The organism is Streptomyces violaceus, assembly GCF_036014075.1.
In the GTDB taxonomy this organism is placed as follows: Bacteria; Actinomycetota; Actinomycetes; order Streptomycetales; family Streptomycetaceae; genus Streptomyces; species Streptomyces violaceus.
In genome coordinates this window covers 5,810,121-5,833,973 of the sequence record NZ_CP107911.1, presented here as the reverse complement: position 1 = coordinate 5,833,973, position 23,853 = coordinate 5,810,121, and the positions used below count along the sequence as shown (strand labels likewise).

The 23,853-nt window shown below is 71.7% G+C and carries 19 protein-coding genes; 5 read left to right on the top strand and 14 right to left on the bottom strand.

Annotated elements, in window-relative coordinates; all coding sequences use genetic code 11:
• Positions 1 to 73 precede the first annotated feature (73 nt).
• A complete protein-coding gene (locus OG542_RS26375) occupies positions 74 to 295 on the top strand; it encodes a hypothetical protein (protein WP_193478135.1) in 222 nt (73 codons plus the stop codon).
• Positions 296 to 641: 346 nt separating this feature from the next.
• Here the strand turns inward: OG542_RS26375 and OG542_RS26370 are convergent, their stop codons facing one another.
• Positions 642 to 1,367 carry a hypothetical protein gene (locus OG542_RS26370; RefSeq protein WP_328413915.1) on the bottom strand — a complete coding sequence of 242 codons (726 nt, stop codon included), beginning with the start codon at positions 1,365 to 1,367 and terminating at the stop codon, positions 642 to 644.
• A gap of 393 nt (positions 1,368 to 1,760) precedes the next feature.
• Between OG542_RS26370 and ettA the strand changes: the two genes are divergently transcribed.
• Genes ettA through OG542_RS26355 form a run of 3 tightly spaced genes read left to right on the top strand, consistent with a single transcriptional unit; the run spans position 1,761 to position 4,510 of the window.
• The gene (ettA, locus tag OG542_RS26365; protein WP_311125759.1) at positions 1,761 to 3,425 is read left to right on the top strand and encodes an energy-dependent translational throttle protein EttA; all 1,665 of its coding nucleotides are present in this window, start codon (positions 1,761 to 1,763) and stop codon (positions 3,423 to 3,425) included.
• Between the two features lie 6 nt (positions 3,426 to 3,431).
• Complete coding sequence (locus OG542_RS26360) at positions 3,432 to 3,845, top strand: acyl-CoA thioesterase (protein ID WP_328413914.1); 414 nt, start codon at positions 3,432 to 3,434, stop codon at positions 3,843 to 3,845.
• A complete protein-coding gene (locus tag OG542_RS26355) occupies positions 3,842 to 4,510 on the top strand; it encodes a hypothetical protein (RefSeq protein WP_328413913.1) in 669 nt (222 codons plus the stop codon). The genes OG542_RS26360 and OG542_RS26355 overlap by 4 nt, the downstream gene beginning before the upstream one ends.
• Positions 4,511 to 4,530: 20 nt before the next feature.
• Here OG542_RS26355 and OG542_RS26350 read toward each other — a convergent pair whose 3' ends face one another.
• On the bottom strand, positions 4,531 to 4,944 hold the full coding sequence (locus tag OG542_RS26350; RefSeq protein WP_184592781.1) for a globin: 414 nt from the start codon (positions 4,942 to 4,944) through the stop codon (positions 4,531 to 4,533).
• Between the two features lie 67 nt (positions 4,945 to 5,011).
• Here OG542_RS26350 and OG542_RS26345 point away from each other — a divergent pair, with 67 nt between their 5' ends.
• Positions 5,012 to 6,001: a methyltransferase domain-containing protein gene (locus OG542_RS26345; RefSeq protein ID WP_328413912.1), complete on the top strand. Its 990-nt coding sequence runs from the start codon at positions 5,012 to 5,014 to the stop codon at positions 5,999 to 6,001.
• A 12-nt stretch (positions 6,002 to 6,013) separates the two neighbouring features.
• Here the strand turns inward: OG542_RS26345 and OG542_RS26340 are convergent, their stop codons facing one another.
• The 12 genes from OG542_RS26340 to OG542_RS26285 all read right to left on the bottom strand — a co-directional run bounded on the left by OG542_RS26340 (position 6,014) and on the right by OG542_RS26285 (position 23,743).
• Entirely contained in the window at positions 6,014 to 7,678 is a 1,665-nt protein-coding gene (locus OG542_RS26340) for an FHA domain-containing protein (RefSeq protein WP_328413911.1), read from the bottom strand.
• A 32-nt stretch (positions 7,679 to 7,710) separates the two neighbouring features.
• Positions 7,711 to 9,057 (bottom strand): vWA domain-containing protein, encoded by a 1,347-nt coding sequence (locus OG542_RS26335; RefSeq protein ID WP_328413910.1) that lies wholly within the window; start codon positions 9,055 to 9,057, stop codon positions 7,711 to 7,713.
• Positions 9,058 to 9,156: 99 nt separating this feature from the next.
• Entirely contained in the window at positions 9,157 to 10,518 is a 1,362-nt protein-coding gene (locus OG542_RS26330; protein WP_311125765.1) for a PP2C family serine/threonine-protein phosphatase, read from the bottom strand.
• 3 nt (positions 10,519 to 10,521) lie between these two features.
• Complete coding sequence (locus tag OG542_RS26325) at positions 10,522 to 13,086, bottom strand: serine/threonine-protein kinase (protein WP_328418110.1); 2,565 nt, start codon at positions 13,084 to 13,086, stop codon at positions 10,522 to 10,524.
• 17 nt (positions 13,087 to 13,103) lie between these two features.
• Positions 13,104 to 14,438, bottom strand: a complete 1,335-nt coding sequence (locus tag OG542_RS26320) for a hypothetical protein (RefSeq protein WP_328413909.1) — start codon at positions 14,436 to 14,438, stop codon at positions 13,104 to 13,106.
• Between the two features lie 95 nt (positions 14,439 to 14,533).
• Positions 14,534 to 15,571: a glutamate ABC transporter substrate-binding protein gene (locus OG542_RS26315; protein ID WP_328413908.1), complete on the bottom strand. Its 1,038-nt coding sequence runs from the start codon at positions 15,569 to 15,571 to the stop codon at positions 14,534 to 14,536.
• A 44-nt stretch (positions 15,572 to 15,615) separates the two neighbouring features.
• Positions 15,616 to 17,064 (bottom strand): hypothetical protein, encoded by a 1,449-nt coding sequence (locus tag OG542_RS26310; RefSeq protein WP_328413907.1) that lies wholly within the window; start codon positions 17,062 to 17,064, stop codon positions 15,616 to 15,618.
• Between the two features lie 161 nt (positions 17,065 to 17,225).
• The gene (locus tag OG542_RS26305; RefSeq protein WP_328413906.1) at positions 17,226 to 17,666 is read right to left on the bottom strand and encodes a GNAT family N-acetyltransferase; all 441 of its coding nucleotides are present in this window, start codon (positions 17,664 to 17,666) and stop codon (positions 17,226 to 17,228) included.
• A gap of 76 nt (positions 17,667 to 17,742) precedes the next feature.
• Complete coding sequence (locus tag OG542_RS26300) at positions 17,743 to 19,155, bottom strand: Cys-Gln thioester bond-forming surface protein (protein ID WP_328413905.1); 1,413 nt, start codon at positions 19,153 to 19,155, stop codon at positions 17,743 to 17,745.
• A gap of 279 nt (positions 19,156 to 19,434) precedes the next feature.
• On the bottom strand, positions 19,435 to 19,911 hold the full coding sequence (locus OG542_RS26295) for a single-stranded DNA-binding protein (RefSeq protein ID WP_328413904.1): 477 nt from the start codon (positions 19,909 to 19,911) through the stop codon (positions 19,435 to 19,437).
• Positions 19,912 to 20,272: 361 nt separating this feature from the next.
• Complete coding sequence (locus OG542_RS26290) at positions 20,273 to 22,132, bottom strand: YfjP family GTPase (RefSeq protein ID WP_328413903.1); 1,860 nt, start codon at positions 22,130 to 22,132, stop codon at positions 20,273 to 20,275.
• Positions 22,133 to 22,135: 3 nt separating this feature from the next.
• A complete protein-coding gene (locus tag OG542_RS26285; protein ID WP_328413902.1) occupies positions 22,136 to 23,743 on the bottom strand; it encodes a dynamin family protein in 1,608 nt (535 codons plus the stop codon).
• Positions 23,744 to 23,853: the final 110 nt, after the last annotated feature.

Sequence of the window (23,853 nt, the reverse complement as noted above, 5' to 3'; positions counted from 1 at the left end):
GGCGGGCGGGCGCTCGAACAGCCTCCGTGGACGGGCGCTGTGACTGGGGTACCCGCGGGCGCATACTGAGGCAATGACAAAGCCTTCCGCGAAGCGTCACCTGCCCACCAGCCCCTTCAAACCCCCGGTCGTGCCGGCTCCCAAGCACTTCGCCGTCGGAGACCAGGTCAACCACGACATCTACGGTCTCGGCCGGGTGATCGGCATCGAGGAGGGAATCGCGGCGCTCGTGAATTTCGGCGGCTCGGTGGAACAGCGGATCCTGAGCCCGTACGCGAAGATGACCAAGCTCTAGGACCGCAGCACCCGCTCACCGCACGCCAGGTCCCAACGGGGGGCTTGGATTCATAGGGAGACCTCTCATCGACCTGACCTCGCCGTTCTCCGCTCCGGACGGACCGCCCCACTGCCCTGCCACAGCATCGCCCCCGCCGGCCAGGAACCCCTTCCAGGCCCCGGACTTCGGAGAGGACGAGCCCTCCGTGTCCGAGGACGGGCAGTGACCTGCCTCACATAAACAGGCGAACGGCCCCCGAAGTCGCTGGGCGAGAACTTCCTGCCGGACTGCGCCCAGCGGCTTGACGTGGCGGCGGCATTTCGCGCGGGCCGACAGTCACGCCCCAGGTCGGAGACCCGGTCCGCTATGGGAGCAAGTAGGTCGTACAGGCCGGCCCCTGCTGTGTACGAGTTTCACACTCGTCCTCGGTCCCGTCACCAGCGTTGAGGGCGATGATGTGGATGGCCCCTGCCTGTGGCGGGGGCGAGAGGGGAACACTGACCCGCTGCTCGACCACGCCCTTGTCGTTCGGCCTGAGGGAGCTTGAGTAGAGGTCGACGCTTTCGTCGACCGGCTCGCCGTCAGCCGTCTCGGCGGCTACGTAGACGCCGATACTCGACCACGTTTCGACACCGTCGGCGCGAATGTCGAAGCTCAGCCGCAACGAAGACCGAGAACCGTCGACCCTGACATCCGTGATGCTCGGCCGCCCGTTGCCCCCGGCGGCCTTGGCCGCGCCGATGACCGCCACGCTCAGCGCCACCATGTAGAAGACCACCCCGAGAATAAGCACGGCGGTCTCCCACAGATTTCCCCGCCGTGTGGGGTGAATGAGCAGAGCCACGATGCTGCACACGATGGCGACGATGGCGCAGAGCGAGGCCACATAGATCGGCCACGACTCGTTGTTGAGAGCCACGAAAACAAACTCACTGCGGAGCCCGAGTGCGGTCATGACTCCCGTGACGGCGACGAGGGCGCCGGCGAGGATTCTGGCAACGTCTTCCAAGCGCTTTCCGATGCCGGCCTGGATCATTTCGGATGTCGGGTCAGGTGCGGGATCCCTGCCAAGGTTCTGCACCCCACTCATGCCACACTCCTTGCCGCCGGCTCGAGGCAGTCAATTCCGGGCGCCCGAGCGTACAACGCCGCATTCGTGCAGAAATGCCAAAGAGGCGCGGGCCAGAGCGTGTCTCTTTGATGTGTTGAGCGGTTGGTCCGACGTTCCCCGGCCCACACGAGATCGCAGCGCAACGCCGCGGCCCGATGGCCCGGCGCGGTGCGAGGAACCCTCGGCCGGGGCCGTGCGAGGGCGGCCCCGGCCGGCCGACACCAACCGACACCACCAGTCGATCTCAGCCACCCACCCACGAACCCCCAGGTCACAGCCCCCCGCCCAAACGAGTTACCACCCAGACGTGGCGTTGCGGCAAGATGGGGTGTATCTGCCCACTGCCAGTTTCAAGCTGCCGGACGGTTTCTCTTGGCTGAGTTCATTTACACCATGCGCAAGGCGCGCAAAGCGCACGGCGACAAGGTGATCCTCGACGACGTGACGACGAGCTTCTACCCGGGAGCGAAGATCGGCGTCGTCGGCCCGAACGGCGCCGGCAAGTCGACGATCCTGAAGATCATGGCCGGTCTGGAGCAGCCGTCCAACGGTGACGCCTTCCTCACCCCCGGCTACACCGTCGGCATCCTGCTGCAGGAGCCGCCGCTGACCGAGGACAAGACCGTCCTGGAGAACGTCCAGGAGGGTGTCTCCGAGGTCAAGGGCAAGCTCGACCGGTTCAACGAGATCGCCGAGCAGATGGCGACCGACTACACCGACGCGCTCATGGACGAGATGGGCAAGCTCCAGGAGGAGCTCGACCACGCCAACGCGTGGGACCTCGAGGCGCAGCTTGAGCAGGCCATGGACGCGCTGGGCTGCCCGCCCGGCGACTGGCCCGTCACCAACCTCTCCGGTGGTGAGCGCCGCCGCGTCGCGCTGTGCAAGCTGCTGCTGGAGCAGCCCGACCTGCTGCTGCTCGACGAGCCCACCAACCACCTCGACGCCGAGTCGGTGAACTGGCTGGAGCAGCACCTGGCCAAGTACCCGGGCACCGTCGTAGCGGTCACTCACGATCGCTACTTCCTCGACAACGTCGCCCAGTGGATCTGCGAGATCGACCGCGGCCGCCTCTACCCCTACGAGGGCAACTACTCCAAGTACCTGGAGACCAAGGCCGCCCGCCTCAAGGTCGAGGGCCAGAAGGACGCCAAGCGGCAGAAGCGTCTCAAGGAAGAGCTCGAGTGGGTGCGGTCCAACGCCAAGGGACGTCAGGTCAAGTCCAAGGCGCGTCTGGCCCGCTACGAGGAGATGGCCGCCGAGGCCGAGAAGATGCGGAAGCTGGACTTCGAGGAGATCCAGATCCCGCCGGGCCCGCGTCTGGGCAGTGTCGTCGTCGAGATCAACAACCTCAGCAAGGCCTTCGGCGAGAAGGTCCTCATCGACGACCTCAGCTTCACTCTCCCGCGGAACGGCATCGTCGGGATCATCGGTCCGAACGGTGCCGGTAAGACGACCCTGTTCAAGATGATCCAGGGCCTGGAGGAGCCGGACTCCGGTTCCATCAAGGTCGGCGACACCGTCAAGATCTCCTACGTCGACCAGAGCCGCGAGAAGATCGACCCGAAGAAGACCCTGTGGGCCGTGGTCTCCGACGAGCTCGACTACATCAATGTCGGCCAGGTCGAGATGCCGAGCCGGGCCTACGTCTCCGCCTTCGGCTTCAAGGGCCCGGACCAGCAGAAGCCGGCCGGGGTGCTCTCCGGCGGTGAGCGCAATCGGCTGAACCTCGCGCTCACCCTCAAGCAGGGCGGCAACCTGCTGCTCCTCGACGAGCCGACCAACGACCTGGACGTCGAGACCCTGAGCAGCCTGGAGAACGCGCTGCTCGAGTTCCCCGGCTGCGCCGTGGTCGTCTCCCACGACCGGTGGTTCCTGGACCGCGTCGCCACGCACATCCTCGCCTACGAGGGCGAGTCCAAGTGGTTCTGGTTCGAGGGCAACTTCGAGTCGTACGAGAAGCACAAGATCGAGCGGCTCGGCCCGGACGCCACCCGTCCGCACCGCGCCACCTACAAGAAGCTGACCCGGGGCTGATCGATCTTGCGGCACATCTACCGCTGCCCGCTGCGTTGGTCGGACATGGACGCGTACGGCCATGTCAACAACGCGGTCTTCGTGCGCTACCTGGAGGAAGCCCGTATCGACTTCCTCTTCCGGCCGGAGAAGGATTTCCAGCAGGGGTCCGTGGTGGCACGCCATGAGATCGACTACAAGCGGCAGCTCGTCCACCGGCACCACCCGGTGGACATCGAGCTGTGGATCACCGAGATCAGGGCCGCGTCGTTCACCATCACCTACGAGGTGAAGGACGACGACGTGGTCTACGTGCGAGCCTCGACGGTGGTCGTGCCGTTCGACTTCGAGGCACAGCGCCCGCGCCGGATCACCTCGGAGGAACGGGAGTTCCTCCAGGGGTACACGGATGACGCCGAGGAGGAGGCCGTCGCCGCATGACGGTCCTGCACCTCGCCGACGAGGGGGAGGCGGCGGATCTCGCGGCCTTCCTCTCCCGGCTGCTCCACTACGACCGTGGAGCCGCGGTGCGCCTGCAGGCGGCGGGCACCGCACTGGCCGTCTTCGGACGGCCGCCGTCCTTCGAGGTGCTGGCCGTGCGCGCGGTGCGGCTGGCCAAGCCGTACGAGAACGGGCTGGACGCCACGCTCGACGTGACCGTCTCCGCCGGTGAGCTGCTGGAGTCGGTGGACGAGCAGGCGGCCACCGCTGTCGTGCCGGGTGCCGTGACCGGGCCTCCGTGGGCCGGTGTGCTGCCGCCGCGCGGCGGCTGGCGGCCCGAGCCGGGGCTGCCGGCACCGGACGCCCTGCGGTCCCTGGTCGCCGCCGTGGTCGCCGAGTTCCGGTCCCGTACGCAGGAGTTGCCGTCCGAGCAGCGCACCAGGGCCGAGCTGGACCGGATCGGGCGGGACATCTGGTCCCGTACGGTCGCAGACACCCGCCTCCCGGTCCGGGCCGTGCACGCGGCGCAGTCCCTCGGCTTCCTGCGGCCCGAGGTGCCGCTGGGGCTGTTCTCGTCGGGCGCGTGGCTGAGGCTGCGCACGCCGTACGGGTCGATCGCCGTACGGCGGGCCGGGCTCGGGGCGCTGGACGTCAGCGTTCGCTGACCACCGCCCCCTCCCGCCGGTCAGCCCGGCGCGTTCACCATCGAGGCCGCCGCGTACGTCAGGTAGTTCCACAGCGTGTGCTCGTGCTCCTCGGACAACCCGAGTTCGTCGACGGCGACCCGCATGTGCTTCAGCCAGGCATCGTGCGCCGCACGGTCGACCGTGAACGGCGCGTGCCGCATCCGCAGGCGGGGATGGCCGCGGTTGTCGCTGTACGTCGTCGGGCCGCCCCAGTACTGGATGAGGAACAGCACCAGGCGCTCCTCGGCCGGGCCCAGGTCCTCCTCGGGGTACATGGGCCGCAGCAGCGGGTCCTCGGCAACTCCCTCGTAGAAACGGTGAACGAGCCGGCGGAAGGTCTCCTCCCCGCCGACCTGCTCGTAGAAGGTCTGCTCCTGAAGCGTGCCGCGCCGAATCTCATTCACGCCCTCCATGCTCTCAGACGCGGGGACATAGGACTCAAGGCCTAGGACCGCCCCCCGCGGCCCTTACTGTGGGGGTATGGGCGGGCATGCTCCCGACAGGGAACCGGAACCGGGCGGCCTCGCCGCCTCCGCGCGGGCGGCGCTGGTGCGCCGGATCGACGCGAGCGGGGCCTGGGCCGCCGACCCGGTGTGGCGCGAGGCGTTCGCGGCGGTCCCGCGCCATCTCTTCGTGCCGTACTACTACGTCGGCGTCGCCGGCGGCTACGAACGACGCTGGGGCGAGAGCCCCGACCCTCGGGCGCGTGAGCGGTGGGTGCGCGGTGCCTACGAGGACACCCCGCTGGCGACCCGGCTGCGCGACGGCGAACTGCTCTCCTCCAGCAGCCAGCCCTCCCTGATGGCGGACATGCTGGCCGCGCTGTGCGTGACGGACGGGGACACGGTCCTGGAGATCGGCGCCGGCACCGGCTACAACGCCGCGCTGCTCGCCCACCGGCTGGGTGACGACAAGGTCACCACCATCGACCTCGACCCGGAGATCACCGAGTCGGCCCGCCGGCACCTGGCCGTGGCCGGATACCAGCCGGTCGTCGTCACCGGCGACGGCGCCCGGGGCGTGCCGGAACGTGCGCCGTTCGACCGGATCATCGCCACCTGCGCCCTGAGCACCGTGCCGCGCGCCTGGCTCGCGCAGAGCCGTCCCGGCGGCCGGATCCTCATGCCGCTCGGCACCGGCCTGATCGTGCTCACGGTGAGCGACGCGGGGCATGCCGAAGGCCGCTTCCTGCACACGCCCGCCTACTTCGTGCCGCTGCGCGGCGGGAGCCGGCCCTGGGGTGAACCCGCCCAGTTGGGCGGGGTACCGCGCCGGGCCAGGGAGGACGACCTGTTCCGCTTCCTGCTGACGCTGACCCGCGGCAGCCTCGACCCGCAGGAGGCGCACGCGCTGTGGGAGCAGGAGGGCATGCCGCAGCGGGAGCGCTACGGCGTCACGATCAGCGGCGACCGGGAGTGGGCCTGGCTGGACGACCCGGAGGGGCCGTACGCCTGGCCCCTCCCGTCCTGAGCCCGGAAGGGCTCAGCCCCGGCGGATCGTGATCGTCGTCCAGGCGCCCACGTGCACCCGGTCGCCGTCCTGCAGCGGGACGGGGACGAACGGCTGGATCGGTTCGTCCGAGCCGTTGACCGTCGTGCCGTTCGTCGAGTTCTGGTCGACGACCGCCCAGGTGCCGTCCGGCTGCTGGACCAGCACCGCGTGCTGGTGCGAGACGCCCGGGTCCTCCGGCGGCACCGCCAGATCGACGTCGGGGGTGTCGCCGGTGGAGTGCCGGCGGCGGCCGATCGTGATCTGGTTGCCGGTGAGCGTGCGCTGCTGCTCGGGCGAGTACGCGGGCAGGTTCAGGCCCGCGGCCTCGGGGCCGGAGCGCTGCATCATCGCCATGAAGTAATCGCGGTCCGGGCCGATGGTCGCGGTCCAGGTCGCCGGTCCCTGCGGCGCCTGGGGCTGCTGCGGGAAGCCGCCCTGGCCGGGGCCGGGAGGGGCCTGCGTCGCACCGGGCTGCGGGTAGCCGTAGCCGCCCTGACCAGGACCGGGAGGAGCCTGCGTCGCACCGGGCTGCGGGTAGCCGTAGCCGCCCTGACCAGGACCGGGAGGAGCCTGCGTCGCACCGGGCTGGGGGAAGCCGTAGCCACCGCCCTGACCGGGACCGGGGCCGCCGGGGCCACCCGGACCACCAGGGCCGCCCGGGCCGGTGGTCGGCGGGGAGATCACCCAGTCGTCCTCACCGCCGCCGAACGGGCCGCCCTGCTGCGGCGGCCGCTGGGTCTCCTGCGGGAAGCCGGGTGGGGCCGGCGGGCCGGACTGCTGGAAGGCCTGCGGAGCGCCGGGCGCACCGGAGCCGCCGGGGCTGCCGGGACCACCAGGTCCGCCGGGGCCGGGCGGCGGCGGGAACGGCCGCGAGGGGTCGGCACCGAATCCGGGCGGGCCGGGGGGACCACCAGGACCGGAGGGGCCACCAGGACCGGAGGGGCCACCAGGGCCGGAAGGCCCACCAGGACCGGAGGGGCCACCGAAACCGGAAGGACCGCCAGGACCGGAAGGACCGCCAGGACCGGAGGGGCCACCAGGACCGCCAGGGCCAGGAGGCCCACCAGGTCCGGGAGGGCCGCCGGGGCCGGGGTAACCGCCGGGGCCACCGGGTCCGCCCGGTCCGGGGAAACCGCCGCCGGGAGGAGGCGGAGGGCCCGAGGGATCGCTGCCGAACGGCGGGATCGGCTCGGCCGGGCGGTTCATCTGCGACGGGCGGGAGCCCTCGTACTCGTACGAGTCACCGCCGCCGTAGGACGGACCCGACGGGCCGGGACCGGGCTGGCCCGGAGGCTGGAAACGCACGCCCGGGCCGGGCGCCTGCGGGGGCGGGGCCGCGGGGGTGTACGAAGTCGCCGTGTTCGTCAGGAAGTTCCACCGGCACTCCTCGCAGAACGGCGCGCCGCCCTCACGCGGCGTACGGCACTGCGGGCAGAGCTCCGGCTCGGCGTTCGGTACGGCGGACAGGTGCGGAGGCCGCCCACCGGGACCGCCGGGCGGGCCACCGGGGCCGCCCGGGCCCCCAGGCGGCGGGAAGCCGTAGCCGCCGGGCGGGGGTGGCGGAGGGGGCGGAGGCACGGCACCCGCCATGCGGTGACCGCAGACCTCGCACCAGTCGTCGGAACCCGACTGGTGTCCGTTCGGGCAGGTCGGCATGTCGGCCCGTCCCTCCTTCGATCTCTTCTAGGTCACTTCTTTACACGAACGGTCTTGGTGGACCGGGTCTCGAGCGTCATCTCGTCGGCCTCCTGAACCTTCGCCTTCAGTCGCACAGTACCGGTCGCGGCATCGACCACGTCCACCACCTTCGCAAGCAGTTTCGCAGTATCGGCGTTCCCGGAGGCACTCGCGAGCTGAACGGCCCGGCCCAGTTTGGCCGTTGCTCCGTCCATATCCCCCGCTTTGCGAAGATCCAGTCCATGCTGGATGACCTGTGCCAGTTCGGCCTGCCCGGTGTAGTGGGCGACCTGGGGGTTGATCGACGTCGAGGCGACCATGTCGTCGGTCCACACGGCCTTCACCAGGCCCTGCGCGCCGAGGTTCTGGGCGCTGCCGTCGGGCTGCGGAATGACCAGCGAGATCCGGGCCGCCAGCATCTCCTGCCCGATGTGCGCGGCCGGGACCTCGACACAGACGTGGTAGTCACGGGACTCGTCTCCCCAGGAACCAAGGGGGTAGTCGCCCGCGCGGGGACCCGCCTCCGTGCGCCTGCCGGTCAGTTCCTCGACCGTCGGCGCGACCTGCTTGACGAACTTCACGGTGGTGTCGACCGGGGTCCACAGCCGCAGGGAGACGTCCGCGACCTCCTTGCCCATCGCCGTCTCCATCATCTGTGTGAAGTCGGCGGCGAGCCCGGCCGGATCGGCGACGATGTCGGCGGTGCCGAGCAGGGCGGAGGCGATCCCTGTGACTTCTTTCACTTCCCAGTCGGTGCCCACGCCGCGCGCGTCACAGGTGAAGCGCCCGGCGCACGCGTCGAGCGCGGCCTTCAGATCCTCGGGCGATTCGTGCTCGTTGCGGCCGTCGGTGAGCAGGATGCCGTGCCGGATGGCGACGTCCGCGGAGGACAGCAGGCGGTCGGCGAGTTTCAGCCAGGTGCCGATGGCCGTGCCGCCACCCGCGCTGAGCGAGCGCAGCGCCTGCTTGGCCTGCTCGCGGGTAGTGGCGTCGGCGACCGCGACGCGACCGCCGCCCGGGTAGACCTCCTTGGCCACGTGTGTCCCGCCGATCACGGCGAAGTGCACGCCGTCGCGCAGAGTGTCGATCGCGGCGGCCGTGGCGTCCCGGGCGTTGCGCATCTTGGTCGGCGGGTAGTCCATCGACCCCGAGCAGTCGACCATGACCGCCACGGCCGCGGACGGGCCCCGGCCGGGCGAGAAGAGATGGGGCGCCGAGACCGCGGTGCCGATCGTGCCGCCGCCGGTGGCCGTCACCGTGACGATGGCGTTGACCTCGCCGGCGCCCTCCGGCAGGTACTCGTTCTGGTACACGTCCACCGAGAACTGGGGCACGTTCGACTTCGAGAAATTGGCCATGCCTGCTTCGATCCCCCTCGAAAGCCCCCACCGGAGCGGGGTGATGACGGTAGGCGGACCGGTCCCCTCCGGTCCGCCGAGGCGTCCCCGTACGTGGCCTCAGGCCGATCCTGCCCCCTGGGGCACGGCGGGGAACGGCACGAGGGCCACTGTTACGTTGTCGTGGCCCCCGCCGTCCAGGGCGTGGCCGACGAGCACCCGGGCGCTGTGCAGGGGATGCGCGGCGGCGTCGAGCGGGAGGACCCGGGCCATCTCCTCGGCCGCCTCCGCGTAGTTCCACAGGCCGTCGGTGCAGACCACCACCACGCCCGGCCGGTCCGGCTTGAACGCGGCGGTGTGCGGCTCCAGCTCGTATGCGTCCGCGCCGAGCCAGCCGGTGATCGCGTGGGCGCGCTCGTCGGCGTAGGCCTCGGCCTCGTTCATCAGGCCCGCGGCGACCATCTGCGCGGCCCACGAGTCGTCCTCGGTGAGCCGGGCGGGGGGAGCGCTCCGGTCGACCGGGACCCAGTAGGCGCGGCTGTCGCCGACCCAGCCCACGATCAGGAGGCCCGACGTCACCACGGCGCCGACGATGGTGCACGCGGGGGCGTTCTGGTGCGGGGCCTGCTCGCGGGCCGTGGCGGGCTCGTCGGCGAGCGAGTTGACGGCGCGTGAGGCGGCGACGATCGCGTCGTGCATCGCCTGCTGCGGGTGCGCGCCGCGCGGCAGGGCGGCCAGCACCGCCTCGCTCGCGGCCCGCGAAGCGGCCTGGGAGGCGTCGTCGGGGCGGGTCGCCGAGGAGACGCCGTCGCAGACGATCGCCACGGAGGCGGGAGTGCCGTCGGGCAGCGCGGTGGTGCCGATGGCGAACGCGTCCTCGTTGCGGTGGTGGCGCAGGCCGCGGTCGCTGACCGCGGCGATCGGGCCGGACTCCTGCTCCATGTGGTCCCGTTCGCGCGGCTGGGCGTGGCCGCAGTTCTCGCAGTAGCCGTCGTCGTCCACGCGGCCGGCACGGCAGGCCACGCAGACCTTGCCGCCGGCGCCGGCGGCCGGGGCCGCGGGCTCGGCGGACACCCGTGGGTCCGGTGCCTGGAGGAGGTACTCGTCGGGCTGCATCTGATCGGGCTGGGTCTGATACGTCTCCGGCGGGGCGGCATGTCCGTCGGGCCGCCGGTCGAACCGCACGCCGGCGGCCGGGGGCGCCTCCGGTGGCATGGGGCCACCCGCGGCCGTGGCCTGGGGGTTCGGCGGCCCTGGGGCCGGCCAGGGCGCGCCGGCGGGTGGCGCCGATGGGCGCTCGGGATACTCACCGGCCGCAGTGCCCTGGGCGGGCACCGAGCCGTTCATGGTGATGGTCGGGTTGTCCTGCGGCCGTTCCGGCACGGCGGACAGGTCATATCCGCACGCGCCGCAGAAGCGGTCACCCGATTCGAGGGGTTCCTCGCAACTCGGGCAGGCGGACAACTGGGGCATCTGCGACATCAACTACACCCACGTCCGGGGGCGGTAACGATTGGCACGTTCCACCAGGTCGATCCTCTCCTCGCCGCCCCGCGCCAGCCGGGCCAGCGTGCGGTACGAGCGTTCCAGGCCGAAACGCAGGCCCCGCTCGTCCAGGCCGCTGCCGAGCAGCGTCCGTCCCCCGGCGGCGGGAGGGGCGGAACCCTGGCCCCCGGAGAGTACCCAGTCCAGCGCGCTGCCGAGGACTTCGGCCGACAACTGCTCCCGCCGCGCGGGGTCCAGACCGTACGCCTCCAGCGCCTCGACCTGTGCCGCGGCGGCCGTGAGGTCCTCCAGGAACGGTACGTCGGAGGCGGCCGCCGTGCGCTGCCGCAGCCGCGCCCGAACGGCCGCCACGCGCGCGGCCGTGTAGTGGATGGAGGACTCCGGGACCGACTCCAGCGTCCGTACGGCGCTGCGCCGGTCCCCGGTGGCCAGTTGTACGCGGGCCAGCCCGAACGCGGCGCTCACGTAGCTCGGGTCGGTCGACCACACCAGCCGGTAGTACTCGGCGGCGTTGTCGAGCTGGCCCAGCACCTCCGCGCACAGGCCCAGCGCGAGCTTGGGCGCGATCTCGCCGGGGAAGGCGTCGTAGATCGCGTCGAAGGCGAGCGCGGCGCCCTCGTCGTCGCCGGTGACCAGTGCGGTCACGCCCCGGTACCAGACCACCCGCCAGTCGTCGGGCCGCTCGCCCTCCAGCACGACCAGGGCCTCCAGTGCGGCGGCCGGGTCGCCGGTCTCCAGCCAGGCCCGGATCTGCCGCAGCCGCGTCTCGGTCGACGGGGCGGGGGCTGCCGCGAGGGCCCCGAGCAGCTCGGCCGGCGCGGAGGTCATCAGGCCCGCCAGGAAACCGGCGTTGGGGTCGGACGGGTCGACCCGCGGAACGGGCAGGGCGAGGGCGGCGGCGGGCGCGTCGACGGCTCTGACGAGGCCGGCGGGCAGCGGAGCGTGGGGCTGCTCCCCGCCAGCGGGGAGCTGGGCGACGGCCGGGCCGGAAGCGGCGGCGGGCAGCGCGGCAGCGGTCGGGGAACCGCGCCGTGTCCGCACCACTCGCGCCCCCAGCCGGGACACCTCACCGTCCAGCCGCGGGAACAGCTCCGTGTCCGTGACCCGCAGTTCGGGCCCGAACAGGGTGGACAGGGCGGGCCTGGCGCGGCCCGTCTGGAGGGAGACGACCTCCCGCAGGACGCCGGTCAGTTGCTCGGTCATCTCCTGCGCGGAGGCGAACCGCCGGGCCGGGTCCGGGTCGGTGGCGCGGACCAGCAGGCGGTAGAACGACTCGTACTGCCGGAAGACCTCGATGTGGTCCGGGTCGGGCAGGGAGTCCGCGTAGACGTTCGTGTAGCCCTGGAAGTCGAAGGTCAGGACGGCGAGCGTGCGGGCGACGGTGAAGAGGTCGCTCGCCACCGACGGACCGGCCTCGGCTACCTCCGGCGCCTGATAGCCCACCGTGCCGTAGATGGCCGACTCCTCGTCGTCCATCCTGCGCACCGCGCCCATGTCGATCAGCTTGAGCTGGTCCTCGGTCTGGATCGCGTTGTCGACCTTGAAGTCGCAGTACAGCAGGTTGCGGCTGTGCAGATGGCCGAGCGCCTCCAGCGCCTCGATGCCGTACGCGCAGGCCTGCTCCACCGGCAGCGGATCACGCCTGCCCTGCGCTGTGCGGCGGCCGTTGGCGATCTCCTTCAGCGATTTGCCGCCGACGTACTCCATGACGATGTAGCCGTCGAGGGAGCCCGTGCGCTGGTCCAGGTGCTCCACGAAGTTGTAGATCCGCACGATGTTGGCGTGCTCGATCTCCGCGAGGAAGCGCCGCTCGGAGATCGCCGCGGCCATCGCGTCCTGGTCGCCGGTGTCCAGCAGGCCCTTGAGGACCACCCAGCGGTCCGAGACCGCCCGGTCGACGGCGAGGTAGATCCAGCCCAGGCCGCCGTGCGCGAGGCAGCCGACCACCTCGTACTGGCCGTGCACGACGTCACCGGCCTTGAGCTTCGGCACGAAGGAGTACGGGTGGCCGCACTTGGTGCAGAAGCCCTCCGTGCGCCCCGGCCGGTCACCGCGCGCCCGGCCCACCTGAGCGCCACAGTCGGAGCGCGAGCAGAACCGCTTCCGCTCGGGCACCTCGGGGTTGTCGAGGACCATCTCGCGCGGGTCGGGCCGCGGGATCGGCGGCACCTGCACCAGCCCGGCGCCCAGCCGGCCCCGGGACGAGGAACCGGCGCCGGAGCCGGAGCTGCGCACCGAAACCGAGCGGCTCGTCGACTTGCCCGACAGGGAGCGCGAGAGGCGTCCCGACACCGAGCGGCGGGACTTCGACGACTGGGACGACGTACGGGAACTGCGGCCGCTGGAGCGGGAGCTGCCGCTGGTACCAGAACCGCGCGAGCCCCCTTTACCGCCGGCGGTGATGCCAGTGGGGGGCGAAGCGACCATGCCGTTCGCTCCGACGACCGGGGCGAGGCCGCAGGTGTCGCAGTACAGTTCGCCGCCACCCACGTCCTCGTAGGTGCCGGTGCAGGTGGGGCGTTGACATGTGCGTGCCTCGGTCATGGACTCCCCCTTGTCGCTCATGCGCCCGGCCCCCTCCGGTCGTCCTCGCGTACGCCCTGGTCCGGCACCCGCGGGCCGCCGATCAGCTCCGCGGCCGCGTGCTGGTAGCGCAGCACGGCCCCTTCGGCGGCGCGCAGATCGCAAGGGGCGCTCCACAGCATGCGGCGCGCCTTCTCGTACCGCTCCACCAGCAGCGCGTCCTCAGCGAAGCCGTGTCGCGCCACCTTCGCCTTGTACGCGTCGAGCCGGCCGCGCAGCTCGGCCCGGACCGCCAGGGGCGCGGTGACCGCGGTCAACGACTCGCGGGCGCGCAGCAGTTCGTCCTCCGCCTTCTGCTCCAGCGACTCCAGCAGCGGGGACAGCCGGTGCCACTGCCCCTGCCTGCGGTAATCCGCGGCCGCCGCCACCTGCTCCTGCAACACCGTCGGCGGTCCGCTGACGACCGGCACCTCCGTCGCCGCGATCTTCGCGAGGACCTCGCCGCGGGCGGTGCGCGCCTCGGCCAGCGTGCGGTCCGCGCGGCTGAGGATGTCCCGCAGCCGGACGATCCGCTTCTCGGCATCCTGCCGGACCGTCAAGACCGCGTCGATCTCCCGGCGTACGTCCTCCAGGGCGCGCGCCTCACGGTCGTACACCGTCGTGTCCGGCCGGCCGCCGCCCGGAGCCGAACTGCCCTCCGCGGCCAGCCAGAACTCCAGCGGGTCCGAGACCACCTGCTCGCGCAGCTTCGTCAGTGTGCGCGTGATGCGCTCCAGGTCGTCGCCCGCCGGGTGCTCGCCGGGGCGCACGCCCACCGAGTGCGCGAGCCGGCGGGTGCGCTGGAGCTCGGCCGCCAGCAGGTCGATCCGGGCGGGCAGCGCCGACCAGACCGCGTCGGCGGCGACGACCATGTCCAGGCTCGTCGCGTACAGCTCGTTCATCCGGTCGACGAGGGTGGTGAGCGAGAAGCGCTCGCTGAGTTTGTTCGCAGCGCCGTGCAGGGTGGGGGCGTTGGCCGTCGCGGTGGCGCTGCCCGCGACGGTGACGGACTCGCCGGTCAGCAGTTCCGTCAGCTCCACCAGATCCTCGCGACTGGACCAGCGGCGGCGGGAGCGGATGTCGCGAGCGGTACGCAGGGCGTCCGTGTACGCGTCGAAGTACGTCCACAGCAGCGTGATCGACGCCTCCGTGGACGTCCAGCGTTCCTGGGTGACACCGGTGAGCCCGGCGCCCTCCAGAAGTCTGCGGCCCGCGTGGTCCTGCAGGGCGAGGAGCGAGGTCTCGATCGCCTCGTGCTCCGCGCCGAGCCGCGCCAGCGCACGGTCCACCTCGTCCCGGTCCATCACCGGCCCGGTGGATCCCGTGACGCCCATCGATCACCTCTCGCTGCGGTAGTGCCGGTTGGGTTGGCGGTTGGATTGGCGGGTGGATGGGCGGTTGGGTTTCGGTCGGGTTGCCGGTCGAGCGGTCAGGTACTGCGGAGATACTGCGGAGCCGGTGGTTCCGACTTCTTCGCATCCTTGCCCAGTGTCGCCGACAGCCATTTGTCGTATGACGCCTGCCAGCCGTTCGCGGTGTCCTTGCGGTAGTCCACCAGGATCTGGTTGACCCGGCGTACCAGATCGTCGGCGTCCTTCTTCATCGCCACGCCGTAGTACTCGGCAGTGAAGGCGTCGCCCTTGAGCTGGACCGTCGGATCCTGTGCCGCCTGGCTCGCCGCGAGGGCGCCGTCGGTGACCACGGCGTCGACCTCGCCGAGCTGGAGCCTTACCAGGCAGTCGAGTTGGTTGGGGACGGTCGTGGAGATGTCGGTGGTGGCGGGGAGTTTGCCGTCCTTCTGGTCGGCCTCCAGCGTGGAGTACGCCGTTGAGCCGGCCGCCGTGCAGATCCTGCGGTTCGCGAGCGTGTCGTCGTAGCCCTTGACGGGCGAGGACTTCGGGGCCAGGACCTGCTGTCCCGTCTTGAAGTAGGGCGCGGAGAAGGCGACGTCCGCGATGCGCGCGCAGTTGATCGTCATCGTGCGGACGACCATGTCCACGCGGCCGTCCTGGATCGCCGGGATGCGCTGGTCGGTCGGGATCGCCTTGAACTGGACGGCGTCCGGGTCGCCGAGTATGTCCTCGGCGATGCGGTGGACCAGGTCGATGTCGAAGCCCTCGAGCTCCGCGGTCTTGCCACTGTTGGGGTTGCGGTAGCCCCAGCGGTAGCTGTTCTGGTCGACGCCGACGATCAGCTTGCGCTTCTCGCCCTCGCGGTCCTTGATCGCCCGGATGGTGTCGCCGTCGGCGGAGGAGGGGGACAGCGTCTGCTTCTCGGGGGCCTCGCAGTCCTCCTCGGCCTTTTCGATCGTGGCCTGGGAGGCTTGTGTGACGGCCCGGCCGTCGCCGATGCCCGGTCCGGACAGCGGGACGCACAGCGCGAAGACCGCCACCAGGGCGCAGACGACCGCCATCGTGGCCACCCCGCCCCAGCCCTTCAGGCTGGCCCGCAGACGTCGTGCTCGCATGCTCACGCCCCCTTTCACGTCTCCCCTTGTACCCCGTGCCCCGTTCATCGGTACTCCGACAGCCTGCGGCCGATGCCCAGCACCGCGCCCGCGGCGCCCAGGACCGCGAGGACGGCCGCGCCCGCCGACAGGCCCGTCAGGGCGTCCCGGCCGTCGCCGGCCGCACGCTTGAACTCGGTCTCCTCGTGAGCGAGTGCCGTGCGCAGGTTCGCGTCGACGCTGTCGAAGCATTCGCCGGTCGCGTCCTTGGTGCCGATGACCTTGTCAAGCGCCTGCTGGTAGTTGCCGTTCGCGTCCTGCTCGCGGGCCGCGGTGTGGCGCTTCTTCCACTCCGTCATGTTGCCGACGGCGGCGGTGACGGGCTGTTCGCCCGATGTGTCGTCGGCGAGGTTCGCGGCGTCCGCCAGGTACTTGCCGAGGTCGGCCATGTCCGTGCGGAAGTCGTAGTCGTAGGCGTCGTAGGTCTGCGCGCCGACCTTCTTCGTCTCGGCGCCGCGGGCCACCAGGGTCAGGTTCTCGTTGCCCCGCGCCTTGAGGGAGGCGATGCGGGCGTCGTGCAGCACGTTCAGGGAGCGGACGCCGTGGTCGTAGGAGTCGTTCAGGCCCGCGCGGGCGACGCTGTGGCCGACGACCAGCCAGAGCAGGACCACCGTCGCGGTGGCTGTGGCGGCGACCAGGCCGTGGTTCAGCACGCGGTTCGTACGCCGGTAGTTGCGGTGCTGGGCCCAGGCGAGGGCGGCCAGGGCGGCGAGGCCCAGGGCGATGGCCGCCCAGGGATAGGGCGTGGCGTCCGCGTAGTCCGCGCGCAGGCGCTGGTTCTCCTTCTTGTACAGGTCCTCCGCTGCCGGGAGCATCTGCTGTTGCATCTTCTCGTTGGCGTAGCGGAGGTAGGCGCCGCCGACCGGGAAGCCCTGGCGGTTGTAGGTACGGGCGCGTTCGACCAGGCCCTTGTACTCCGGGAGGAGCTTGTTGAGCTTGGCGATCGTCGCGGTGGACGGGGAGTCCGGGTCGGCGTTGGCGGCTGCGTTGACGAGTTTGTCGGCGGCCGTGCGGATGTCCTTCTCGTAGCGGTCTCGGGACGCGGCCGTTTCCTGGCCGCCGGCAAGGAAGCCGCTGGAGGCGGCGGTGTTGGCGTCCGCGAGGGAGCGGTAGATGTCGGCCGCGTCCGAGCTGAGGGGCTGACTGCTGGTGAGGACGTCGTCGGCGGCGGCCGCGCGGTCGGTCATCTGCCAGGCGGTGACGGTGCCGAAGGCGACGACGAGGAGGGCCAGGAGGGCGCCGATGATGCGCAGGCGGCCGGGCTCGGTGGTGGCGGCGGCGCGGAGTTGGTCGAGGCCCTCCGCGAAGGCGGTGCGGCGGGGCGCCGGGGGTGGGGATGCGGCGGGGCTGCTGCCGGGAGGCGGGGCCGGTGGTGTCGGCTGCGCCGGAACGGCCGGGAGAATGGGCAGGCTCGGGCCCGGTGGTGGTGGGCTGCTCTTCGGCAGGTGTGTCACTGTGACCTCCCCCATGGTCATCCGTCACCGCAAGTATCGCTGCCGGCACTGACATCCGCACCGGCCTTGCCTCGATCTTGATCGGATCGCAGCGTGAACCACCACCCCTGCACAGGAACACGTCAGGGCGATCGGTTCGGTTCCCGCACGGATGCGCGCGGCTACTCGACGTAGCGGCGAAACCCTTGTGCCAGGGCTTTGAAGCCGCACGCTTCGTAGAAGCTGTGGACGTACGCGTCGTCCGCCGCCAGCAGTTGCACCTTGTAACAGCCGGCGGACTCCCCCAGCCGCACGGCTGCCTCCATCAGTTGACGCCCGACGCCACGCCGCTGGAAGCCGCCGACGACCACGACGTTCTCCACGAACAGGATGGCCCGGCCGCCGCGGGTGAGATTCGGCATGACGACGCAGTCGGCTGTCCCGGCCACGGTGCCGTCGGCATCCGCCACCAGAACGGTCCGCCCCTGCTGCCCGGATATGGCCGCCCAGATGGCATCCGCAGCCGCCTCGGGCAACGGCGCATCGTCCGGGTTCAGTTCCCGGTAGAGGGCCAACAGCGCCGCCAGGTCCGCTTCGGCCGCTGATCGCACCGTGATCTTCATGGGCCGAGCCTAGGGCGAGCGCGACTCACCGAGAACCGGCGTCCCTGTCCGGCCGCCATAGGCCCGTCCCGCCCAGTCAGTCGTTCGTCGGTGTCGCCTTGCGTCGGAGGACGACCAGGGTCGCACCGCCGATGACGACCAGGGTGATGGCTATGCCCGCGATGAGCGGGGTGACGCCGGTGGAGCCGGTCTCGGCGAGGTTGGTGTCGGAGGCCGTGCCGCCCACCGTGGCCGGGCTCGGTTCGCTGAGGGTCTGCGTGGCCGTGCCCGTCTCGCTGCTCCGGGTCTGGCAGTCCAGCATGCCGGTGAAGCGCTGGGTGAAGCCGCCGGGGCCGTGGATCGTGAAGTCGTACGCCTGGTCCTCCTGGAGCGGGACCGTCACCGTGCGGGTCTCGCCCGCGGCGATGGTGTGCTCAAGTCCGGCCAGTTCGAAGGTGAACGGCTCGTCGCCCTTGTTGGCCGCGATGATGTCCACACCGCCCTTGGCGCAGTTCTTCGCCGCCGACAGTGCCGGTATCGCACCCTGCTTCGCCCAGGTCGCCCCGGCCGCCGCGGACACCGTCGACTCGCTGGAGCCGGCCAGGATCTGCGTCTGGCTCCGGCTCTCGGAGGCGAAGGCCCGGCCGACCGGCACGCTGGTCGAGGCCTGCACGGTCAGTTCGGCCGTGCCGGCCGCCGCGTCCTCGGGAACGTCGAAGAACACCTGCCCGCCGTCGGCCGCGGACGTGATGGCCCTGCCCTGCCTGTCGACGATCCGCACCCCGCTCGTGGCGGCGTCCGCGGGCGGGGCCACCGTCACGCCGCCCGAGTTGGTGTGCACCGTGACCGGGCCGAGCCGCTCGCCCGGCCGGCCGGAGACCGCGGGCGGGTCGAGGGTGAGCGAGGCCCGGGGCTCGGGCAGATTCCGCGCGTTCTTCTCCAGGAAGTCCGCGAGCTGTTCGGCCTGCGGGTCGAGGGCGTCGACGGCCACGTCGTCCGAGTAACGCCAGATCGCCACCTGCGTGCCGGACGCCGCGTCCTGCTCGGTCAGCGCACCGCGCACACCCGCCTTCCGCGCGAGCGCCGCGAGGTCGTTCACCTGCGGGTAGGAGTTCTGCAGGATCCAGCGGATCCGGCCGGCGTCCTTGTTGGCGCCCAGAGACGTGCCGCCCCAGGGTGTCTCGTGGTACTTGGCGTCCCGCTGCGTGGGGTTGTGGAGGTCGACGCAGTACGTCTGCAGCATGCCGCCGCCCTCGACGGACATCTCGAACAGGCCCGCCGAGACCTGCTGGTCCCCGGTGCCGCCGTGTATCACCGCGGTGCCGTACGTCTTGAGCCCGGCTATGGTGGCGGTCGCCCCGCCCTCACCCTGAGTCGTCTCGTCGGCGGCCGCCTGGCCGGCACCGGCCAGCACGCCCGCGGCGACGAGCCCGGACATCAGCGTCGCGGCGCCGAGGCGGGCCGCCGCCCCTCGCCTGCGTACGAACACCGCCGAGAACGAAGCAAACACCAAATTTCCTTTCGAGCAGGACCCGTTGACGTGGGGGGTACGGTCCCACCAGCAGAAATCAGAAGCCTCACGGGCATCGAGAGCCCCGAGAGCCATGTCCGGCATCCTAGGGAGGCGTCGGACCTCGCCCGCCGGTCAGACGGTCGGATGAGTGATCCGACTCGGAATCGTTATCGCCAAGATCCCTTGCGGGCAGGGCTTATCGACAAATCCACCCCTGGCCGTACAGCGCACACTCGTTGATAAGCCGCAGTCCGGACAGAGTCGGGGTGACTGACGTCACGTCAGCACAGCTGGCTCCGTTTGCTGTTGAGCGACTGCATCCGAGGACTCCGCCGAATCGTTCGGCGGTGTCTCCCAGTTGGGCTCCGGTGATGCCGGCGCGGCCGCCGTCTCCGGCTTGCCTCCGCGCCGGAAGGCCGAGGTGCCCCAGGCGAGATCGTGACCGATCGCGATCGCGTCGAGGTCCGCCGAGGTCCAGCTCTGCCCCTCGCGCACATCGGTCCGCACCTTCAGCCTGCCCTGCACGATCACGGGCTCGCCCACCGTCAGCGACGCCGCCGTGTTCGTGGCGAGCTGGCGGTTGGCCCACACCGTGAAGAAGTTGGTGTGCCCGTCCGTCCACGTGTTCTTCTCGCGGTCCAAGTAGCGCGCGGTCACCGCCAGCCGGAACCTCGCCGACGGGCCGGACGCCATCTCCCGGTACACCGGCTGCGTCGCCACCCTGCCGACCGCGCAGACCATCGTCTCGTTCATCGTGAACCCCTCCCTCGCCCGGACTCCGACACCGGGCCGGGCCCCGTACGGGCCCGTCCCGTACGGCTGTGTCCGCCAGACTGCCGCGACCGGGCCGAGCCCGCTGAGCGCTGTGGATCACCGTCCGCCTGTGGACAACGCCGTCACCCCGACGGGTGACGCCGAGCCACGCGACGCACCCGCACCCGCACCCGCCAGCTCACGGAAGGGGACGTCACGACGGGTGACGCCGAACCACACACGGACGCGGCGAGGGCGACGCCCGACCGGACGCCGCCCTCGCCGTACCCGCGCATGCGGCCCGTCACAGCCGCCACGCCCCCTCGGTCATCACACCCCCGCGGTCATCACGCCCCCGCGGTCATCGCCCGGCCCCCACCACCCTCCCGTACTGCTCCCGCACCTCCAGGTACCGCAGCAGCTCCGCTGCCACCGGATCCAGCACCCGGGCCCTTCCGCACCCGGCCGCCGCCTTCCGTAGTCGGCGTTCTGCCTCCAGGCCGTAACGGCGGGCCGGGCCACGGGCCGCCATCCGGCAGCTCCACTCGACCAGCGGACCGCCCACGATGCCGATCACCATCAGCAGCACCGGCACGCCCAGGTTCGGCGACATGATCTGGAAGATCTGCCCCAGCAGCCACAGCCCGCCCAGGAACTGAAGGATCGTCATGGAGGCCTGGGACAGCACGGCCACCGGCCACCACCCCGGCCGCGGCGGCCGCCCCGTCGGCACTCCCGCGCGCACGGTCAGCTCGTCCAGCGCCTCGGGCAGCCCCTGGGAGCCGCGGACGGCCGCCTCGCGCACCGCCTGCGCCCAGGGCACGGGCAGCCCGGCCGAGGCCCGGTCGGCCACGGTACGGACCGCCTGCTCCACCCGCTGCCTGGCGGTGGCCTCCTCGTCGGCCTGCGCGCGCGAGGGCAGCCGGCCCGTGGTGGGCTCGCCGTGGTCCTGGTACCAGCGCCACAACCGCAGCCAGGGCGTACCGCACGCGCGGTTGGCGTTGCGCAGCCACGCCCTTTCGGCCGCCTCCCCGGCCGCCGTGGCGCCCACCGCGTCGGCGAGCCGGTCCGCGAACTCCTCCCGGGCCTGTTCGCTGAGCCCCGTCCGCCGACGGGTGGCGTAGACGGGCCACAGCCGCGCCGCCGCGATGTCCACATCGGCCGAGACGCGGCGGGCGGGCGCCCCGCGCTCCCCTACGAACTGGCCGAGCGCTTCGCGCAGGTCTCCGATGCCCTCCCCGGTGAGCGCGGACACCGGGAGCACGGTCGTACCCGGTTCGCCGTACTCCCCGAGGGCGATGCCGTCCTCGTCCAGGAGTCGCCGCAGATCGTCGAGGACCTGATCGGCGGCCTCCCCGGGCAGCCGGTCGACCTGGTTGAGGACCACGAACATGACCTCCGCGTGGGCCGCCATCGGCCGCAGGTAGCGCTCGTGGAGGACGGCGTCGGCGTACTTCTCCGGGTCGACGACCCAGATGACCGCGTCGACGAGCGCCAGGATGCGGTCCACGTGCTCGCGGTGCTGTACGGCCGCCGAGTCGTGGTCGGGCAGGTCGATCAGGACCAGCCCGTGCAGCCGGGACTCCGCGTCCCCGGTCGGCAGCGGCCGGCGACGCAGCCGGGGCGGGATGCCGAGCCGTTCGATGAGGCTCGCCGCTCCGTCGCTCCAACTGCACGCGATGGGCGCCGCGGTGGTGGGCCTGCGCACTCCGGTCTCCGAGATGGCCACGCCGGCGAGCGCGTTGAACAGCTGTGACTTGCCGCTGCCGGTGGCGCCCGCGATGGCGACGACGGTGTGCTGCCCGGAGAGCCTGCGCCGCGCGGACGCCTCGTCGAGCACCCGGCCCGCCTCCGCCAGCGTCCTGCTGTCGAGCCGGGTACGGGAGAGCCCCACCAGTTCGCGCAGCGCCTCGAGGCGGGAGCGCAACGCCCCGTCGTACACCAGTGGTCTCACCGCGGGCGGGGCGGCGGACCGGCTGTCCATGGCGGCGAACTGACTTCCGTCCGTCGTCTCGTTGACGCGGCGCGCGATGAGCCCGTCGTCCCAGGCGCCGGTGGAGTCCGTACGGGCATCCTGCACGCGCGCGTGGGAGCCGTTCTGGGCCGCCTGAGGGGGCTGTCCGGAGGAACCTCCGGCGGAACCGCCGGCGGATCCTGCCTTGTCCCCGTCGCCCGGCTGATCGGCGTGCTCGGTGTGGTCCTGGTCAGTGACGGCGGTCACCGGTCACCTCTCCTTCTGCAGTACGGACAGCGCGGCGATGAGTTCGGCCTGGTGCTCGGGGTGGACGTCGAGTGCGTCGAGCGGGGCGAGCCGGCGCTCGCGTTCGGCGTACAGGACCCGGTCGACGTGCTGGGTGAGCAGCCGTCCGGCCCGGTCGCGCAGCCGCAGCGCGCCGTGGGCGCCGATCCGCTCGGCGAGCCCCTCCCCCGCCATCCGGCCCCGGCGGCCGCCCAGCAGGCCGGTGGCGACCAGGGCGGCGACCAGCTCGGGGTCGGGCGCGGCGTTCCGGTCGAGCTCGCTCACCTCGTCCTCGGCGTACTCCTCGAGCTCCCGCCGCCACCGCCGTACGGCCAGCCCGATCCGGTGCTCGGCGCTCTCCGCCGCGGAATCGCGCGGCGCGAGCTCGGGGGCGGCCGCCGCCGGTTCGCGCCGCCAGGCGTCGTCGACGCGCTCGTCGGCGGCGGTGACGGCGCACAGCAGCAGCGCGCTGAGGCTCTCCACGAGCGCGTCGAGGAGTTCACCGGCGGTGCAGTCCAGGGGGAAGGCGCGCCACCGCTTGAGAGCGTCCCCGGCGAGGACGGCCCCTGCCTGCAACCGGCCCCGCACGCGCTTGTGCTCGCTGTCGTACGCCCCCTCGACGGCGCTGGTGAGCCGCAGGGCGGCCGAATACTGCGCGGCGGCGGCACCGGCCAGCTCGGGCATCCGGGACTTGAGCGAGTCGAGGACGCCGTACGCCGTACGGGCCAGAACCTGCTGCCGGGCCGCGGGCTCCTGGGCCTGGTGGATCAGCCAGGTGCGCAGCTGGGCGACGGCGGTGAGCGGCAGGAGGCCGCCGCCGAAGGCCGACTCGGGCAGTTCGGGCACGGTGAACCGCGGCACGTGTCCGAGACCGGCCTTCGTGAGCAGGGCCCCGTACTGCCGCGACACCTCGGCGACCACCTGGTGGGGCACCCGGTCGAGCACGGTGACGAGGGTGACGTCGTACTCCTTGGCGGTGCGCAGCATGTGCCAGGGCACGGCGTCGGCGTAGCGGGCGGCGGTGGTGACCATGACCCAGATGTCGGCCGCGCAGATGAGCTCGGCGGCCAGGACGCGGTTGTCGGAGACCAGGGAGTCGATGTCGGGCGCGTCGAGCAGGGCGAGGCCGGGCGGCAGCGTGTCGGCGCTCTCGACGCGCAGCACGCGCGCGGGGTCCTCGCCGGGGAGCAGCAGGTCGTCCGTGTGATCGTGCTGGGGCGCCCAGACACGGGTGAGATCGGGCAGCACCCTCATCCCGCCGAACCAGTGATGGTCCTCCGGATGGCAGACCAGCACGGGGGTCCGTGTCGTCGGCCGGAGCACGCCCGCCTCGCTGACCCGCCGCCCTACGAGGGAGTTGACCAGCGTCGACTTCCCGGCTCCGGTCGATCCCCCCACGACGGCCAGAAGCGGCGCTTCGGGCTCCCGCAACCGGGGCACCAAGTAGTCGTCGAGCTGCGCGAGCAGTTCGTCGCGGTTGGCACGCGCGCGTGGGGCCCCCGCCAGGGGCAGCGGGAAGCGTGCGGCGGCGACACGGTCGCGCAGGGCGGAGAGTGCGTCGAGCAGCTGAGGCCTTACGTCCAAGGTCACCACATGTGAAGAATGCCCAATTTTAGGGGAATTCTGAAGCATATGAGCATGTCTGCGCGCCGACAGGACACAAGGGATGGAAGGGACGACTGGGGCACAGGCACACTCCAGGC